Consider the following 17937-nt stretch of genomic DNA (forward strand, 5'->3'; position numbering starts at 1 on the left):
GGGGATTCGCTATGGCGAATAGCTTCACTTGCAATATCGTCAGCGCTGAAGCATCTATCTTCTCAGGCACTGTTGAGCAGGTAGTGGCTTCCGGGATGATGGGTGACCTGGGCATCTTGCCAGGTCACGCTCCGCTGCTGACCGAGCTTCAGCCGGGTCCGATCCGTGTGATCCACGATGGCGGCAAGGAAGAAAACTTCTTTGTCTCAGGCGGCTTTATGGAAGTCCAGCCTGATGTCGTGACGATCCTGGCTGATGCGGCTGCGCGTGCCAGCGACCTCAATGAGGCCGCTGCTGAAGAAGCGCGCAAAGAAGCCCTGAAAGCCTTTAACGAGAAGTCAGCTGAGCTTGACTATACTCGTGCGGCGGCAGAACTTGCCGAAGCTGTTGCCCAGTTGCGTACGATTCAGCAACTGCGTAAAAAGGCGGGTAAAGGCTAAAAAAACGCACTTAGCGTTCATAAAACGCTCCTTGAACCCGTGTTAGGGTTTAAGGAGCGTTTTTTTTGTCTGGTAGAATGATGGTTGTCAGCAACGTAGGAGGATGGCGATGGCATTGAGTGATGAAACCTTGCAGGAACTAAAAGCCGAGCTGCTCGACGAGCTGGTCAAAGATGAACCCAGTAAGGAACTGCTTTCTGAACGATTAGCTGAAATTCGCTCCGCCGATATTGGTGAAGTGCTCGAAGAGCTGATTGAAGAAGACGAAGAGCTGCAGGCGGCGCTATCGATTCTGGATGTGCTTTCCACCGAGCGTGCGGCAAATGTACTGGGCTACCTGCCTGGAGAAAGCCAGCTTGAAGTCGTTGGCGAATTAGGCGATACCCAGGTACTCAAGCTATTAGAGGAAATGGGCTCTGATGAGCGGGCCGATTTATTTAACCTGCTGGGCGATGACCGACGCGAAGCGCTGTTGCGGCGTATGGCCCACCAGGAGCGTGAAGACCTCAAACGGTTAGCCAGCTACGAAGAAGGAACGGCCGGCGCCATTATGACCTCTGACTATGTCGCCATAGCCAGTGGCATGACGGTGTCTCAAGCGCTGATGCGCGTGCGTCAAACGGCCCCAGACGCTGAAACGGTGTATCAGCTGTATATATTGGACAGTGACGGTGAGTTGATTGGCACGATGTCACTGCGCCAGCTGATGGTTGCACGTCCTGGGGCGGTGGTTGATGACATCATGATCAAGGATGTGATCAGCACCACGGTGGATGAAGAGCAGGAAGAAGTGGCGCGTATCGTGGCGCGTTATGATTTGCTTGCACTACCGGTGATTGATAACGATGGCAGGATGGTGGGTATTGTTACCCACGATGACGCTATGGACGTTGCCGAGTCTGAGGCCACCGAGGATTTCCATAAAGGGATGTCGATCGGTCAGCTAGAAGATGGTGTAAGCCGTGTACGGCTGTGGAGCCTTTATCGCAAGCGGGTTTTTTGGCTGGTATTACTGGTATTTGCCAATCTGTTTTCCGGTGCGGGTATTGCCTACTTTGAAGATATTATTGCCGCCCAGGTGGCGCTGGTGTTCTTCCTGCCTTTATTGATTGGCAGCGGCGGTAACGCGGGTGCTCAGGCCGCTACGCTGATGGTACGCGGGATGGCAACCGGCGATGTAGGGGTTAAAGACTGGAGTAAAATGCTTGGGCGAGAACTGTTGGTCGCAGGCTCGTTAGGGCTCACCATGGCGATTGCCGTGACCCCGATCGGTATTTTACGCGGTGGCAATGAAGTGGCCATGATTGTGGCGCTAAGCATGGTAACGATCGTACTGTTTGGCAGTCTGATCGGGATGTGCTTACCCTTCGTGCTTGAGCGCTTCAAGGTCGACCCGGCCACCGCCTCCGCACCTTTGGTAACCACGTTGATCGATGCCACGGGCGTATTGATTTACTTCACCATTGCGACATCGATTCTCTCCCATACCTAGCGCTTGACGTGGGTACGGCCCTAGCGCCGTACCCAACCGCGGTTGATCAGCGGCGAAAACACCAGGTGATAGCAGCGCATGACAACGCGCTCATAAAGCGGCAGAACCAACCAGGCGCGACCAAGGCCGGTCAGTGCAGCCGCCACCGGTGCAAGCATCAACGCGCCTATCATGTCCTGAGGAAAGTGAATTCCCAGAAAGATTCTGGCCCAGGCGACCGGCAGGGCAAGTAATAACAGACAGTGCCCGATACGCCGGGTGGCATCAAAAAGAGTCAGGCTGAAAGCCATGGTCAGCATGATCGTCAGGTGGTTGCTGGGAAAGGCGGGCGTGGCCGCATGTACCTGAAGGTATTCGCCCACAGGCACCATGAAAGGACGTGGCATGGGCCACAGCACGCCGATGGCCCAGCTTGCCGCTAACGCCATCACCGTTGCAATGAATGCTTCCAGTAGCGGACGTTTAAGCGTTTCATCGCCGAACAGCCAGCCGATGATAAGAAGCGCCGGTACCAGCAAGATAATATCCGAGGCGCACCAGTGGGCAATCAGCACAAGCCAGGCAGGCGAGTCGGGGGGCGAATTGAGCAGTTCGAAAAGAGCCAGATTGAGCGCGTCCATGTCTTCCAGAGCATCATGGTTAATATAGAAGCAGGCTTTTTTGGCCCGCCGCGTACGCTTGCTTTAGTAAGCAGCGCGACGCTCTAGGACCGCGTTTATCGTTGATTGTTCTAAGATGCTCAACGCATTGAGCTACTGGCGGCTCGGGTGATGAACATGACCTCTACGTGGCCCAGCCATTCGATGTCACTGGCCAGGGCCTTCAGCTGGCTGGCCAGGCACTGGGGGGGCTGGTGAACCGCATCGTCAATGATCAGTGATACCGATACCTTGTCGTCCAGATAGTGCAGCTGCAGCTCATTCAGCGTGCGCCACACCGGATGTCGGTACCAACGCTCGTTAAGCGCAGCTTCTACTTCAGGGCGTAAGGGCAGGCCGGGCAAGCGGCTTGGATCGCCTTCTCCAGCATCATCTTCCGGGTCGACGTGGAAAATAACGTCGGTGAGCAGGGGGAATTCATGGCGCAGGCGGCGGCTGACTTCATTGCCGATTTCGTGGGCTTCAGACACGGTAATCTTGGGCCTAACCACCACATGCAGATCGACCATGACCCAGCCCGCCGATTGACGGGTACGCAGGTCGTGAACGCTATCTACTCCTGGCACGCTACAGGCAACGTCGTGCATCTGGTGTTGAATGTCCTCGGGTAGGGCGGTATCGACTAATTCTCGAGCTGACTCCCAGAGTAAATCCCAGCCCACTTTACCGACCAATAAACCCACCACGATAGCCGCTACCGCATCCAGCCAGCCCAGACCAAACTGAGCGCCAATCAGTGCAATGAGAACGACTGCCGTGGAGAGGGCATCGCTGCGCGAATGCCAGGCATTGGCTTCAAGTAAGCGCGACTGGATACGCTTGGCCACCCGCATGGTATAGCGAAATATCCACTCTTTGCTCAACAGCGCAATAAACGTAATGACAATGGCCCAAAGGCCAGGAGCGGTTACTTCTGCGCCACTGAATAAGCGGCTCAGGCTGGACCAGGCAATGCCGCCTGCGACGAAAATCAGCACGCTGCCCAGCAGTAATGTGGTCAAGGTTTCTATGCGGCCATGGCCATAATGGTGGTCATCGTCGGGCTCCTGACGACCATAATGAATAGCCGCCAGCACGAAGCCATCGGTCACCAGATCAGACAGTGAATGGATGCCATCGGCAATCAGTGCTGCCGACCCAACAAGAAACCCCACTGCCACTTTGACAATGCTAAGCAAGCCATCTAACCAGGCGCCGATGTAGGTGACGCGCTTGGCAATTTGACTATCTAGCTCGCGGCTGGGAACCACTGGCGTTTCAACGGTCTGAGTCATGTAATACCTGACGGGGGCGCACTTTCAATAAAATAGGATTGTAGCGCAAAGCATAGCTACCTCTTAAGCCCTTTACAGGGAAGTATTCACTAACGCGTAACGTCATACGACGGTGGCCATGGCGGACATTCGCCTGATGGAGGTGTATCCTTATGCGCCATTGTCATTCAATAAACGTTTTGATGTACAGGATGACCCATGGAGTGGTTACAAATACTGGTGCTTGCCGCGGTGCAAGGCCTGACTGAATTTTTGCCTGTTTCAAGCTCCGCGCATTTGATTTTAGTACCGGTACTTACCACATGGGAGGATCAAGGGCTCGCCTTTGACGTAGCGCTTCATGTGGGAAGCCTAACCGCGGTTATGGTTTATTTTCGTAATGAAATTCTGCAAATAGTGCGCAGCAGTTTAGCGGTCGTCAAAGGTGGTGCCATTAACGAGGATGCTCGGCTAGGCCTCTGGATCGTCGTCGCTACTTTGCCCGTCTGTATCATTGGCTTCTTGCTCCAGGACATTATTTCAACCTATATGCGCTCGACGCTGATCATTGGTATCAGCCTTATAGGATTCGGGTTATTGCTGGGTTATGCAGACTATTTTAAACGCGGCACTAAAAGTGAATATCAGATGGGCTGGAAAGAAGTGATGATTATTGGCTTCTCGCAGGCACTGGCTCTGATTCCCGGAACTTCACGCTCAGGCATCAGCATGACGGCGGCACTGATGGTGGGGATGAGCCGTGAAGGCGCTGCCCGCTTCTCCTTTTTACTCTCTATACCCGTTATCTTATTGGCCGGTGGGCTTGAGGCCATCAAGCTGTTACGTCAGCCTCAGGCTATCGACTGGCTGTCCCTGACGGCTGGCACGTTGCTATCGGGTGTGATCGCCTATTTGTGTATCCACTTTTTTCTGTTGGTGATTAAAAAAATAGGCATGCAGCCCTTTGTCGTTTATCGCGTACTGTTCGGTGCGTGGCTTATCTGGTTTTTCCACTTTTAGAGCAAGCTCATGATGTCATTACTCCCTGGATCGACACGGTTAATAGAAAAAGCAGCGCTGGCAATGGTGCTTTTGCTCTTGGTCGGCTGTTCAGAAAAGGATCGCCCGCTTGAATCGCCAGTACGTTTGGAAGGTGGCATATTTGGTACTTTCTATCAGGTATCCATTAGCGACCCCCTCACGCAAGGAGAGGCTGAGGCGCTGGAAGCCGGCTTCCTGGCAGAGCTTGAAAGCGTCGATGCGGCCATGTCGACCTATCGTGATGACTCTGAGCTAAGCGTATTTAACCAGGCACCGCTCAACGAGTGGCAGCCGCTTTCCAATGCGCTTATTGAAGTGCTGGCGATTAGCCGCTCAATCGCGGAAGCCAGCAGCGGTGCGTTTGATATCACCATCGGTGATCTGGTCAACCTATGGAGCTTTGGCCCTGAAGCGCGCCCTAAAGAGGTTCCTTCCGAGCAAATGCTCGCCCAGCGCTTGGCCCAAGTCGGCTTTGATGCTGTACAGGTGGATACCCAGGCCATGCAGGCGCGCCGTGAGCGCGATGTCTATGTAGATCTCTCCGGTGTCGCCAAAGGTCATGGCACCGATCGCGTAGCGGCGTATCTGGACCAGCAGGGCATAGAGGGTTATTTAATCAACCTGGGCGGGGATATGCTGGCACATGGCTACCGCGATGATAATGAAACGCCCTGGCGAGTGGGTATTGAAACCCCACAGGATGGCGCGCCTCAGGCACAGCATATTTTACCGCTGCATGACATGTCCGTTGCGACCTCAGGTGATTACCGCAATTATTTTGAGATGGACGGCAGGCGCTTTGCCCATACCATTGACCCGCGCACCGGTCAGCCGGTCACGCATAACCTTGCATCGGTATCGGTTTTTCACCCCTCCAACGCTTGGGCCGATGCCTGGGCGACGGCATTACTAGTCTTGGGTAGTGAGACCGGTATGGAAATGGCATTAGCCAATAATCTTAGTGTTTTGATGTTGATACGCGAGGGTGATCATTGGCAGAGTATCGTAAGCCCTGCCTTTGTAGATTATTTCGGTGAAGCGCTGGTCGATGAGCTAGGCATCGAGCAATGGACGGCCCCTAACGAGAAGCTAGAACAAGGTAACTAGGATGCAAAAAGAACTCGATGTTGTGATTCTCGCGGCGGGTAAAGGCACGCGAATGCGCTCACAAATGCCCAAGGTGCTCCACACTCTGGCGGGCAAACCCATGGTGACGCACGTGCTGGAGACGGCTGCGGGCTTGCGTCCAGAGCGTACCCACGTGGTCATCGGCCATGGCGCGGATCAGCTGCGTCAGGCATTGGCGGATGCAAACGTCACGTTTGCCGTACAGGAAGAGCAGAAGGGTACAGGACACGCGGCTGCTCAGGCAGTAAGCCAGCTTGGCAGCGGAACCGTTTTGATTCTTTATGGTGATGTGCCGCTCATCCAGCGCGAAACGCTGTCAGCGCTTTTGGCCCATGTCGATGAGCAGCATATGGGGCTTTTAACCGTCACCCTAGATGATCCAACAGGCTATGGCCGCATCGTGCGTAATGACGCAGGCGAGGCAGTGGCTATCGTTGAGCAAAAAGACGCCAGTGATGCCGAGCGCGCTATTTCTGAATGCAACACCGGCATTATGGCGATGACCAGTGACCAACTAAAACGCTGGCTACCCAAACTCTCCGCTGATAATGCACAGGGCGAGTACTATCTGACCGATGTTATCGCGATGGCTGCGGCAGAAGGTATCAAGGTATGCACCGAGCAGCCTGGCAGCGCCGTTGAAGTCGAGGGTGTGAATAATCGCGCGCAAATGGCGCGGCTGGAGCGTGCCTATCAAACGCACTTGGCTAATCATCTAATGGAGCAGGGCGTAGCTCTAGCGGACCCGGCAAGGCTGGATGTACGCGGTAGCTTAACCTGCGGTCACGACGTATTTATCGACGTGGGCTGTATTTTTGAAGGCAAGGTAGAGCTTGGTGAAGGCGTACGTGTGGGCCCTTACTGCGTCATCAAAAACAGCACTATCGGCGCCGAAAGCACCGTTGATAGCCATAGCGTGATTGATCATACGGTAGCTGCCGGACATAACCAGATCGGCCCCTACGCGCGGCTACGCCCCGGTACACGCCTGGCGGTCAATGCCAAGGTGGGTAATTTTGTGGAAACCAAAAATGCTGACGTTGGCGAAGGCAGCAAGATAAACCACTTAAGCTACGTGGGTGATGCACGCCTGGGGCGCAACGTTAATGTTGGCGCGGGTACGATTACCTGTAACTACGACGGCGCCAATAAGCACCATACCGAGATAGGCGACCACGTTTTTGTTGGCTCCAATAGCGCGTTGGTGGCACCGGTCACCATTGGTCGCGGGGCGACGGTGGGAGCAGGGTCGACCATTGCCAAAGATGTCAGTGAGCATGCCCTTGCGGTGACGCGTAGTAAGCAGCTGGAAAAAGCCGATTGGCCGCGGCCCGTCAAGACTGCCAAGTAAGGTATTCGTCCAACAATCGCTGGTTAATAAGTCCTAGGAGAACTGCTTATGTGTGGCATCGTCGCGGCGGTTGCGCAACGTAATGTGCAAGAAATACTGTTAGAAGGGCTTAAACGCCTGGAGTATCGCGGCTATGACTCATCCGGCATGACGGTGTTAGACGCTAAGAATGAACTCACGCGCCATCGTGCGCTAGGCAAGGTTGCAGCGCTTGAGCAAGCGCTGGAACAACAGACACTGCCGGGCACCTCGGGCATTGCACATACGCGCTGGGCAACCCACGGCAAACCCTCAGAAGCCAATGCCCATCCGCACCACAGTGGCCAGCAGGTGGCCGTCGTACATAACGGCATTATTGAAAACTACGAATATATTAAAGAGACCCTGCAAGCCAGCGGCTACACGTTTAGCTCAGAAACCGATACTGAAGTAATCGCTCACTTGCTTTCCGATAAGCTGCAAAGTGGTTTCAGCCTGTTTGACGCCACCCAGGAAATTGTCAATGGTCTGGGCGGCGCCTATGCCTTGGGGGTCATGAGCAACAAGGAACCGGGCGTAGTGGTGGGTGCTCGTCAGGGCAGTCCTCTGGTGGTGGGTGTGGGAATCGATGAGGCATTTTTAGCCTCAGACCCGCTCGCTTTGTTGCAGGTGACCGATCGGTTTATTTACCTGGAAGAGGGCGACCTGGTCGAACTGCGCGAGAAAGGCGTTATTCGCATCGTGGATCGTGACGGCCATTCGGTAACCCGGCCCGTACACATCTTCGAGCATGGCGATGGGGCTGCCAGTAAAGGCGACTATCGCCACTATATGCTCAAAGAAATCTATGAGCAGCCCACGGTCATTCAAGCCGTTCTGGAAGGTCGGCTGAGCGGCAACAGCGTACTGATCGAGAGCTTTGGCCCTGATGCCCAGGTGCTGTTCCAGAAAACGCGCCAAATACATATCATCGCCTGTGGCACCAGCTATCATGCGGCCATGGTGGCGCGCTACTGGCTTGAACGTTATGCCTGCGTACCGGTACAGGTTGAAGTGGCATCAGAATACCGTTATCGCCATCCGGTCGTAGCGGAAGGCAGCCTGTTTGTGACGCTTTCCCAGTCTGGTGAAACGGCCGATACGCTGGCGGCTCTTCGGTTTGCCAAAACCTTGGGCTACGTAGGCACACTGGCAATCTGCAACGTGCCGGGAAGCTCTTTGGTGCGCGAGTCCGACATGACGTTGATGACCCGTGCAGGCCCCGAAATCGGTGTTGCTTCGACTAAGGCCTTCACTACCCAGCTGGTCGCGCTCATGCTGCTGACCCTATCGGTCAGCAAGGCCAAAGGCCAGGAAGAGCACGTGGGTATTGTGGAAGCGCTACACACGCTTTCCAGCGTCTGTGAGCAGGTACTGGCGCTAGATGGCCAGATAGAAAAGCTTTCCCAAGCCTTCGCTGAAAAGCACCATGCGCTGTTTTTGGGCCGCGGTGCTCACTACCCGATTGCGCTGGAAGGTGCTCTCAAGCTGAAGGAAATTTCTTATATCCATGCTGAAGCCTACCCGGCAGGCGAGTTAAAGCATGGGCCGCTGGCGCTGGTGGATAGCGAGATGCCGGTGATTTCGGTTGCACCCAACGACGACCTGCTGGAGAAGCTAAAATCCAACCTGCAGGAAGTCCGTGCCCGCGGCGGTCAGCTGTTTGTATTTGCGGATGAAAACGTCGGTATTAAACCGCAAGACAATATTCAAGTGATTGAATTGCCGCATATCCACGAAGCTTTAGCGCCACTGCTGTATACCCTTCCCCTGCAGCTTTTGAGTTACCACGTAGCGGTACTCAAAGGCACCGATGTGGACCAACCGCGCAACCTGGCAAAAAGTGTCACGGTCGAGTAAACGCTGAGTAATAAAAGTTAAGGCGGTATGTTAAGATTGCGTTGTACAGGGTGTGGCAATAAGCCGCACCCTGTATGCGTTAGCTGCGTTGCAGCACTTAGTTAGTGTGCTTATCATCGTAGCGTTCTCTTTCCTCAATCTGCCAGGATCACGCTGTCATGAAACCACCAAACGCCCTTGCTGCCCGGCTCTCAGCTCGTCGGGCCGCTTGGTTGTTGATTGCTCTCTGCGCTGTTGTCTTTCCTTCCCTGTCTTACGCTGATGCTGGTCCACTTGATTTAACCCTCTCCTTTGCCGGTATTACCTGTGTTGCTATCTTCATACTTGCCTACGCCTTGGTAATGTCTGAAGAAATCCTGCATATGCGCAAATCAAAGCCTGTGCTGGTGGCTGCTGGCCTTATCTGGGCTATTGTTGCTTGGGTGTATGTGCAAGCGGGCATGCCGGAAGCGGCCGAAACCGCGTTTCGTGAGACGCTGCTGGAATATACTGAGCTGCTGCTGTTCTTGCTGGTCGCCATGACCTACATCAACGCGATGGAGGAGCGACGTACCTTTGATGCACTGCGTGCCTGGCTTGTGCGCAAGGGGTTCAGCTACCGCAGCCTTTTCTGGATCACCGGTTTTCTTGCGTTTGGTATTTCGGCCATTGCCAACAACATGACCACGGCCATGTTGATGTGTGCGGTGGTGCTCAAGGTAGCGGAAGGCGATAAAAAGTTTATCGGCTTATGCTGCGTTAACGTGGTGGTGGCCTCCAACGCAGGCGGTGCGTTTAGCCCATTTGGGGATATCACTACGCTGATGGTTTGGCAGGCCGGCCAAGTGCCGTTTGGCGGTTTTTTTGTACTGCTGCTGCCCGCGATCGTTAACTTCATAGTGCCCGCGGTGATCATGAATTTCTTCATCGTTAATCGCCAGCCTGCAGCACTTACTGAAACCGTTTGGCTCAAGCGGGGCGCACGGCGGATTATCGTGCTGTTTTTAATTACCGTTGCCATTTCGGTACTCTGCCACTCAGTTCTGCATCTGCCGCCGGCCATGGGCATGATGTTTGGCTTGGGATTACTTCAGTTCTTTGGCTACTATCTGCGCCGCAGCCTGCCACGTTCGCTGGAGCGCAAGCGGGAGCGCTATTCGCGCCGTGGCGACTGGAAGAAACTTGAGCAGCTAGGTAGCGTGGTACCGTTTGATATCTTTAGCCGTATTGCCCGTTCAGAGTGGGACACCCTGCTGTTTTTCTACGGGGTTGTGCTTAGCGTGGGCGGTCTTGGCTTTATGGGTTACTTAGCTCTGCTGTCTGAAACCCTTTACGGCGGCTGGAACCCGGTATGGGCTAACGTGGTGCTAGGGCTTATCTCCGCGGTAGTCGATAACATCCCGGTCATGTTTGCGGTGCTCTCCATGGCGCCGGATATGTCGGAAGGCAACTGGCTGCTGATTACCTTAACCGCTGGCGTAGGGGGCAGTCTGCTCTCAATGGGATCAGCGGCAGGCGTGGCCTTGATGGGCCAGGCGCGCGGTATCTATACGTTTGCGGTTCACCTGCGCTGGGTGCCGGCTATTTTGCTGGGCTATGCGGCAAGTATCGTGACACACCTGTGGATCAACGCGTCGCTTTTCTAAGTAATCAATTAGTACGGCATTAAAAACGCCCCTTACCGGTAACGGTAAGGGGCGTTTTAGTAATAAAGCTAACTGTCAGACCAACCTTAAAAGCGTTTCACTAAACGACAAGTTCAGTCTTACAGGTCGTGGCCGGTAATAACCTGACAGATATCCGCAAAGCTGCGTGCCATGGGTACCACGGTGTTCACTTCCTTGCCGACTGCGTTTTGAATATCGGTTGCTGAGATTAAGCCACGGATGGTCAGCTCATGCTGGGCATCGTACTGGGTAATCAGTAGGTGCTGTTCGGTCGCGTCTTCCATGATGAGCACGAGATCTTCAATTGTCAGGGCGGAAAGCTGCTCATACGTCATGGCGCTAAGTTTGTTCCAGGGCGTCATGATCATGTCAGCGGTAATCTCGTTACGATCAAGATTACGCTGCTGCATGGCCAGGTTAATGCGCCGTGTGCCGATCACTTCTTTAGACGTCAGAATACCGATGCAGTGGTCTTGTTTATCGGTGACGAATAAAAGACGCACACCGCTGTAGCGCATTTTAAGATGCGCTTCATCAATTGGGGTATCTGCCGCTACCGATTGGGGCTTCAAGCTTTGAAAATCGGTAAGTACTTCTATCGCTGAGCTTTCAGTCGTTAAACGCTTGGCGCTAGGAGATGTCAGGCGCGGTGTTGAGCTGAATTGAATTAATGATTTAGGTGAAAAAGCCACTTGGTTCATCAGGGTACTCCCGTTTTAAGTGGCCAACGGCTTTCTAACCATTGGCCTAGTACCTTCAGAGTCACAGCTAATTCTTATCAGAACCTTAAGGCGTGAAAACTATTCTGAGGGCCCGTGGCGTTTAAGCGTTACGTTAACGCGCAACCCGCCGCCTGGCGCGTCATCGAATGCCAGCGTACCGTCATGTTGGGCGACGACCCGTTCAACGATGGATAGGCCCAGCCCTGAGCCTGCACCAGGGCCTGCGCGATGAAAGCGCTCTGTTACCGCCTTACGCTCGCTTAGTGGAATTCCTGGCCCCTGGTCATCGACGATCAACGTGATGCTCTCCTCGGCAGCGTTAAGATATACCTGTATGGCACCCTGGGGCGGGGAGTGCTGTATGGCATTACCTACCAGATTCTGGATTAACGTACCCAGCGCGCCAGGCACCTCGTCCAATGTCCATTGAGCCGTTTCATCGGCTTCTAGCTGCAGCGTCTGTTGCTGTTGCCGAGCCAGGGGAAGCAGTTTGGCAAGCGCATCGCGAACCTCAAATAATGCGTCCACCGAGCGTAGAGGTGGGCTTTCCTCATCGGGGTCAAGGCGTGCCAAGGTGAGGAGCTGGCTGACCAAGTGCGTCGCCCGGGCGACCCCCTGGCGCAAGTAAACCAGCGATTCCTCACGGTCCAGCGGGCTTTCAGCGGTTAACGCGTTTTGAGCATGTAGATCAAGCACGGCAAGCGGGGTGCGCAGCTCATGCGCGGCATCGGCAATAAAGCGCTTTTCACGTTCACGCAGGCGCTGAATCCGCATCAATAACCGGTTAAGCGCGCCGGAAATAGTGGCCAGCTCATAAGGTAGTGGCGAGAGTTTAAGCGGCTGAAGGTTATGCGGATCCCGATTGCGAATCTGTTCCGCCATACGCGACAGCGGTGAAAGCCCCCAACCGATACTCCACCACAGCAGCGTGGCTAGAACGATCAAACCGATAAATTCAGGCAGCAGCGTGCGCAGCGCCACCCGCCTGACCAAGCTCAAACGTACGTCATCTCGTTCGGCAACGATCACCCGCCGCGTGCTCTCATCAAGCGGTAGCGTATAGGTTTGCCAGGTTTGTTCATGGTATTGCTGCCTGGAATAGCCTTTCTGGGCGGCGGCAAGAGGCACTAGCGGCGCATCGGCTGAGCGAAGCAGCAGCGTGTCTCCCTCCCAAAGCTGAAACACTAGTGCATCGGGGGTGCGCGGCTCGGTCTGTAAGGTATTTTCCACACTTTGCAGCAGCGCCTGCTGATAGGCGGGTGGAATCGGCGCCTGCATAAGCTCACCTAAAAGGTTGGCGTGCCGGGCGAGGCTAGCATCGTGTAGCTGCTGGATTTCATGGGTTGCATAGCGATAGCTGACCACGCTGATCACCATGATACTGAGCAGAAACAGCAGCAGCGTAAGGCCTAGCGTGCGCCGACGAATAGAGTTCACCGATCGCCTCCGTGCGGCGTTTTATCCATCACATAACCAATCCCGCGTAGCGTGCGGATCACTTCGGGAAATAGCTTGCGCCGCAAATGATGGATATGAACCTCAATGGCGTTGCTTTCCACATCCTCATCCCAGCCATAAATCAGGCTGGTCAGCGTATCTCGGGTAAACACCCGGTCAGGGTGGCCCATGAATTCTTGCAGCAGGGTAAATTCACGCCGCGAAAGGACAATTGTTTTGCCCTGATAGCTGACGCTCAGTGTTAAAGGATCCAACCGAATGCCCCTACACTCCAGATGGCTATCCAACTGCCCCTGGCTGCGGCGTAGCAGGGCGCGAAGGCGCGCCTTTAGCTCCTCCACTTCAAAGGGCTTGACCAGATAGTCGTCGGCCCCGGCATCAAGCCCGGCAATACGGTCGTTAATACCGTCGCGAGCGGTCAGCACCAAAATAGGGATCTGGCTTCCGTGGCGGCGCACGGCCTTGATAATTTGCAAGCCATCCAGGCCCGGCAAGCCTAAATCGAGTATCACGGCATCAAACGGCTCGGACTCTTTAAGTGCTATAAGAGCACTGTTGCCATTATCTAATTGATCAACCGTATAGTGCTCCGGCTTGAGCGCCAAGCGAATGCCCGAAGACAAGCTGGCATCATCTTCAACCAGCAATATGCGCATGGTGTCAGCTACTCCTGTAACGGCCCTGGTTAAGAAATAACAAAAGGTAGCATCGTTAGGGGGAGTCAGTCAGGATTAACGTCAACGCAAGCAATCCAATGGCGCTTTAATTAATGATAACACTGACTGCCTGCAGCACTTCTGTGGCTGTCTGTCCTTCAACGCATCGGCGTGAAGCGTTGCTGCACTTGGCGGCCGTCCATGAACCGGCACTACAGCCGATGCTGCAAACCGCCTTACAGTCGGCCAAGCAAGCCGCTGCCTGGGAGGGGCTATGGGTCTCTCAGCAACAGGGCCGTATTGATGGCGCTATCTGGGTACAGCTACTTGGCAATACCACGGCGCAGCTATGGCTTCCCCGCCAGCAAGGCCCCGTTGCGCAGGCGCTGTTACGTGTTGCTTATCGCTGGATAGCCGAGCAGGGGATAACGTTTTGCCATACGGTGTTACCGCCTAGCCATTATGCCTGGGAAGCAACGCTTCTCGCTCTCAACATGACGCGCTTGGCTGAGCTGCATTACCTGTCAGGTAGTATCATTTCCGGCCCGCTAATCGCACTCTCCGATAAGCCAGTTTCCATTCAGCTAAAGGCTTTTACAGAACTGGACGAATCGGCGCAAAAGGCGTTAATCGATGACGTTAGCCAGGAGTCTCTAGATTGCCCAGGCTTACGCGAAGCGTTGTCTTCTGAAGCCTTGCTGGCCGGTTTTTATCAAAAGGCGCCTCAAGCACCCCATCACTGGTATAGCGTTCACGTGGCAGGTCAATCGGTGGGCGTACTACTGCTCTCACCCCTTGACCGCTGCTGGGAGCTTTTATTAATGGGCGTGGTGCGTGAGTGGCGGGGCAAGGGCATCGGACGAGAAGTGTTACAGGCGGCCTTTCGCTTGGCAGCACAACAAGGCGCGACCGAGATGATGCTAACAGTTGATGCCCTCAATACGCCCGCCCTGCGCCTTTACCAGCGGGCAGGACTTGCCCGCTATGCTGAACAGCGGCTGCTTGCCTGGAAAGCGCCGCTTAGTCCTTAAAAACAAGTTCTTAAGAACAAGCCCTTAAGAACGAGCTCTTAAGAATCGATGTCCTCTATATTAGTAAAAGCAAAAGCGGGATACCTTAAATAGTTGATGAAGCTAATAAATTTAAGTAAGCCATTAGCAATATTAGCCAACGTTTTGATTTTTCTTCTATACTGGGGGCTACACTCAGGAATACTTTTCACTCATGGAGGAAAAAAATGAAAATTCTACTGTGGATTATTATCTTTATTTTTGCGGTCGGCCTGCTGACCTTAACGGGCGTTTTTAAGCTTATTTTCTAATTAAGTCTTGGCAAAGCTCATGTTTCACATGAGCTTTTTAGCTTGTGTAATTGTAAATCCTGTTCCTACCGCTCGCTTAGTCACCTGACGTTAACAACTGGCGCCATATTCACTAGAAACGAGGCATACTATTTTCTATTGGATGGGCGGTTATTAGTCGTGATTGAAAACGTTACGGGTATGGCGACTCACAAGGCAAGCCGTGGGTAGACTAAAGGGGGCTAGGTGAATTTTAAATACATTACATGCGTTATTACGGCTTTGGCGTTGTTGCCAGCCAGCACGATGGCTGATGACGAGGCGGCAGCCGAACGCCAAGCGTTGGCTAAACGGCTGGCACCCGTGGGGCAGCTATGCCTGGAAGGGCAGACGTGCACGTCTGCTGAGGAACCCTTGGCCGCGGTGGATGATTCCCCAACGGCTATCGAAGAGCCCAGTGTCGCCGAGGTGCCCGAGTACGACGGGGAAGCACTTTATGCCCAGGCGAGCTGCGGTGCCTGTCATGCGGCGGGCATTGCGGGCGCCCCGGCCACGGGCGACAAAGCCGCCTGGCCTGCGCGGCTCGCCAAAGGAACGGACGAGCTTTACGCCAGTGCGATTAACGGCCTTGGTGCCATGCCGCCCAAAGGGGGCCGGTTTAACTTTAGTGACGACGAAATTAAAGCAATCGTCGACTATATGATCAGCGAGGTCGAATAAGTTACCCACAGACAGTTTAATAAGTCTGCCTGTGGATAATTTATAGGTGGTTAGAAAGACTCCTACCTAGTGCGCGTCTTCAGCCTAATAACGTTAAGCTTAATCACCCTCAGCCCAATAAAGAGCGCAGCCCGGCAATTGCATCTTTGCCGCGCTCTTGTTTTTTATCCGGATCTTCCTTGTCAGCGCGGCCTTCCCATTCCAGATCTTCCGGGGGGAGTTCCTCTAAAAAGCGGCTGGGCTGACAGTCCATCAGCTCGCCATAGGCTTTGCGCTGGCGGGCAAGCGTAAGCGTTAACGTGCGCCGCGCGCGGGTAATGCCCACATAGGCCAGGCGGCGCTCTTCTTCTACCGTGCCCATTTCGATCGCGTTGCGGTGGGGCAGCAAGTCCTCTTCCCAGCCCATCAGATACACGTGAGGAAACTCAAGCCCCTTTGATGCGTGCATGGTAAGGAGCTGCACACGGTCAGAATCATCCTCTTCGGCCTGCTGCTCCAGAATATCGCGCAGTACCAGCCGGGAAATAGCGGCCTCTACGCTATCGGTTTCGGTAGCTTCGGAGGCAGTATCCTCTTCCGGATTTTCTTCTGAATTACGGTTAAGCGATTTTTCGAGCTGATCAATCAATATCCATACGTTGGCCATACGGCGCTCGGCGATCGTCGGCGCACTGGCGTTCTGATAAAGCCACGCCTCGTAATCCATATCGCGCAGCATGTCACGAATGGCCGCGATCGCATCGCCCTGGTCCATGCGCTTGCGCACACCATCGATAAAATGGGTAAAGCGCGACAGCCGCTCCACCGCGCGGTTGGGCAGTACTTGCTCCAGGCCCAGCTCATGACAAGCGGCGAACAGCGAAATCGAGCGCTCGGTGGCGTAGTTGGCAAGCTTCTCAACCGTGCCGGGCCCGACTTCACGGCGCGGCACATTGACGATACGTAGGAAGGCGTTGTCATCCGCCGGATTGATCAGCAGACGCAGGTAGGCCATGGCGTCCTTGATCTCGTTACGCGAGAAAAACGACGTGCCGCCGGAGAGCTTGTAGGGAATCTGGTAGTGCTGCAGCTTGAGCTCTAGGAGCCTGGCCTGAAAGTTACCCCGATAAAGTACCGCGAAATCCCGCCACTCGGCCTTCTCTTTGATGCGCCGGGTGAGCATTTCGCTGGCCACCCGCTCGGACTCCGCCTCTTCGTGGCGATTGACAATCACCCGGATCGGCGCGCCGTCGCCCATCTCCGACCAGAGTGTCTTATCGTAGACGTGGGGGTTGTTGGCTATCAGGGTATTGGCGGCGCGCAGAATGGTGGCGGTCGAGCGGTAGTTCTGCTCCAGCTTGATCACCTTGAGCCGCGGAAAATCCTCGCCCAGCGTCACCAGGTTCTCGGGACGCGCGCCGCGCCAGGCATAGATTGACTGATCGTCGTCGCCCACCACGGTAAAGGTCGAGCGCTCGGCCATCAGAAGCTTTACCAGCAGATACTGGGAGACGTTGGTGTCCTGATACTCATCCACCAGCATGTAGTGGATCTTGCGCCGCCAGCGCTCCAATGCCTCGGCATCGTTTTTGAGGAGTACCACGGGCAGCAGGATCAGATCATCGAAATCCACCGCGTTGTAGGCTTTCAGGTGGCGGTTATAGGCTTCATACACCCGCGCGGCGAAGTGTTCGTCGTCATCCGCTGCAAAAGAGAGCGCGTCACCCGGCAGCACCAGATCGTTTTTCCAAGTGGAAATCTTGCTCTGCACGGTGTTGATCTGCTCGGCATCGACCTGGGCATCCTTGTTCATCAGATCGCGTAGCAGCGCCTTGGCATCTTCTGGGTCAAACAGCGAAAATCCCGGCTTATAGCCCAGGGTCTTTAGCTCGCCGCGGATAATATTGAGCCCCAAGGTATGAAAGGTCGACACCGTCAGGCCATGGCCCTCTTTGCCCTTGAGCATCTGCCCGACACGCTCTTTCATTTCGCGAGCGGCTTTATTGGTGAACGTGACCGCGGCGATTCGGCGCGCGCTCATCCCACATTCTTGGACCAGATAGGCAATTTTAGTCGTGATAACGCTGGTTTTACCGGACCCGGCCCCTGCCAGCACCAAGCACGGGCCATCAATGTAGCGCACGGCTTCCTGCTGGCGCGGATTAAGGCCCTTGATGCGGGTTAAGATGCTTTGTGGGGTCGATGGCGTCATTA

The 17937-nt window shown here is 54.6% G+C and carries 15 protein-coding genes; 9 read left to right on the plus strand and 6 right to left on the minus strand.

The window, feature by feature from the left end:
• Positions 1-11 precede the first annotated feature (11 nt).
• Positions 12-440 carry a F0F1 ATP synthase subunit epsilon gene (locus D467_RS0115445; RefSeq protein ID WP_018918438.1) on the plus strand — a complete coding sequence of 143 codons (429 nt, stop codon included), beginning with the start codon at positions 12-14 and terminating at the stop codon, positions 438-440.
• A gap of 109 nt (positions 441-549) precedes the next feature.
• Entirely contained in the window at positions 550-1932 is a 1383-nt protein-coding gene (mgtE, locus tag D467_RS0115450; RefSeq protein WP_018918439.1) for a magnesium transporter, read from the plus strand.
• Between the two features lie 20 nt (positions 1933-1952).
• On the opposite strand, the gene D467_RS0115455 is transcribed toward mgtE, so the two are convergent.
• Positions 1953-2552 carry a phosphatase PAP2 family protein gene (locus D467_RS0115455; RefSeq protein WP_018918440.1) on the minus strand — a complete coding sequence of 200 codons (600 nt, stop codon included), beginning with the start codon at positions 2550-2552 and terminating at the stop codon, positions 1953-1955.
• Positions 2553-2671: 119 nt separating this feature from the next.
• A complete protein-coding gene (locus D467_RS0115460) occupies positions 2672-3865 on the minus strand; it encodes a cation diffusion facilitator family transporter (RefSeq protein WP_018918441.1) in 1194 nt (397 codons plus the stop codon).
• A 198-nt stretch (positions 3866-4063) separates the two neighbouring features.
• On the opposite strand from D467_RS0115460, the gene D467_RS0115465 reads away from it, so the two are divergent.
• The 5 genes from D467_RS0115465 (at position 4064) to nhaD (ending at position 10867) form a co-directional block, all read left to right on the plus strand.
• Entirely contained in the window at positions 4064-4864 is an 801-nt protein-coding gene (locus D467_RS0115465) for an undecaprenyl-diphosphate phosphatase (RefSeq protein ID WP_018918442.1), read from the plus strand.
• Positions 4865-4873: 9 nt separating this feature from the next.
• Positions 4874-5992 (plus strand): FAD:protein FMN transferase, encoded by a 1119-nt coding sequence (locus D467_RS19320; protein ID WP_040460589.1) that lies wholly within the window; start codon positions 4874-4876, stop codon positions 5990-5992.
• A gap of 1 nt (position 5993) precedes the next feature.
• Positions 5994-7364: a bifunctional UDP-N-acetylglucosamine diphosphorylase/glucosamine-1-phosphate N-acetyltransferase GlmU gene (gene glmU / locus D467_RS0115475; protein ID WP_018918444.1), complete on the plus strand. Its 1371-nt coding sequence runs from the start codon at positions 5994-5996 to the stop codon at positions 7362-7364.
• A gap of 48 nt (positions 7365-7412) precedes the next feature.
• The gene (glmS, locus tag D467_RS0115480) at positions 7413-9242 is read left to right on the plus strand and encodes a glutamine--fructose-6-phosphate transaminase (isomerizing) (protein WP_018918445.1); all 1830 of its coding nucleotides are present in this window, start codon (positions 7413-7415) and stop codon (positions 9240-9242) included.
• A 158-nt stretch (positions 9243-9400) separates the two neighbouring features.
• The gene (gene nhaD, locus D467_RS0115485) at positions 9401-10867 is read left to right on the plus strand and encodes a sodium:proton antiporter NhaD (RefSeq protein ID WP_018918446.1); all 1467 of its coding nucleotides are present in this window, start codon (positions 9401-9403) and stop codon (positions 10865-10867) included.
• 119 nt (positions 10868-10986) lie between these two features.
• Here the strand turns inward: nhaD and D467_RS0115490 are convergent, their stop codons facing one another.
• From D467_RS0115490 to D467_RS0115500, 3 genes are all read right to left on the minus strand, one after another.
• On the minus strand, positions 10987-11589 hold the full coding sequence (locus tag D467_RS0115490) for a CBS domain-containing protein (protein ID WP_018918447.1): 603 nt from the start codon (positions 11587-11589) through the stop codon (positions 10987-10989).
• 99 nt (positions 11590-11688) lie between these two features.
• Entirely contained in the window at positions 11689-13047 is a 1359-nt protein-coding gene (locus D467_RS0115495; protein ID WP_018918448.1) for an ATP-binding protein, read from the minus strand.
• The gene (locus D467_RS0115500; protein WP_018918449.1) at positions 13044-13724 is read right to left on the minus strand and encodes a response regulator; all 681 of its coding nucleotides are present in this window, start codon (positions 13722-13724) and stop codon (positions 13044-13046) included. The genes D467_RS0115495 and D467_RS0115500 overlap by 4 nt, the downstream gene beginning before the upstream one ends.
• A gap of 113 nt (positions 13725-13837) precedes the next feature.
• Between D467_RS0115500 and D467_RS0115505 the strand changes: the two genes are divergently transcribed.
• On the plus strand, positions 13838-14755 hold the full coding sequence (locus D467_RS0115505) for a GNAT family N-acetyltransferase (protein ID WP_018918450.1): 918 nt from the start codon (positions 13838-13840) through the stop codon (positions 14753-14755).
• 515 nt (positions 14756-15270) lie between these two features.
• Entirely contained in the window at positions 15271-15744 is a 474-nt protein-coding gene (locus D467_RS0115515; RefSeq protein WP_018918452.1) for a c-type cytochrome, read from the plus strand.
• Between the two features lie 109 nt (positions 15745-15853).
• Here the strand turns inward: D467_RS0115515 and rep are convergent, their stop codons facing one another.
• Complete coding sequence (gene rep / locus D467_RS0115520; RefSeq protein WP_018918453.1) at positions 15854-17935, minus strand: DNA helicase Rep; 2082 nt, start codon at positions 17933-17935, stop codon at positions 15854-15856.
• Positions 17936-17937: the final 2 nt, after the last annotated feature.

Source organism: Vreelandella zhanjiangensis DSM 21076, from assembly GCF_000377665.1.
GTDB classification, from domain to species: domain Bacteria; phylum Pseudomonadota; class Gammaproteobacteria; order Pseudomonadales; family Halomonadaceae; genus Vreelandella; species Vreelandella zhanjiangensis.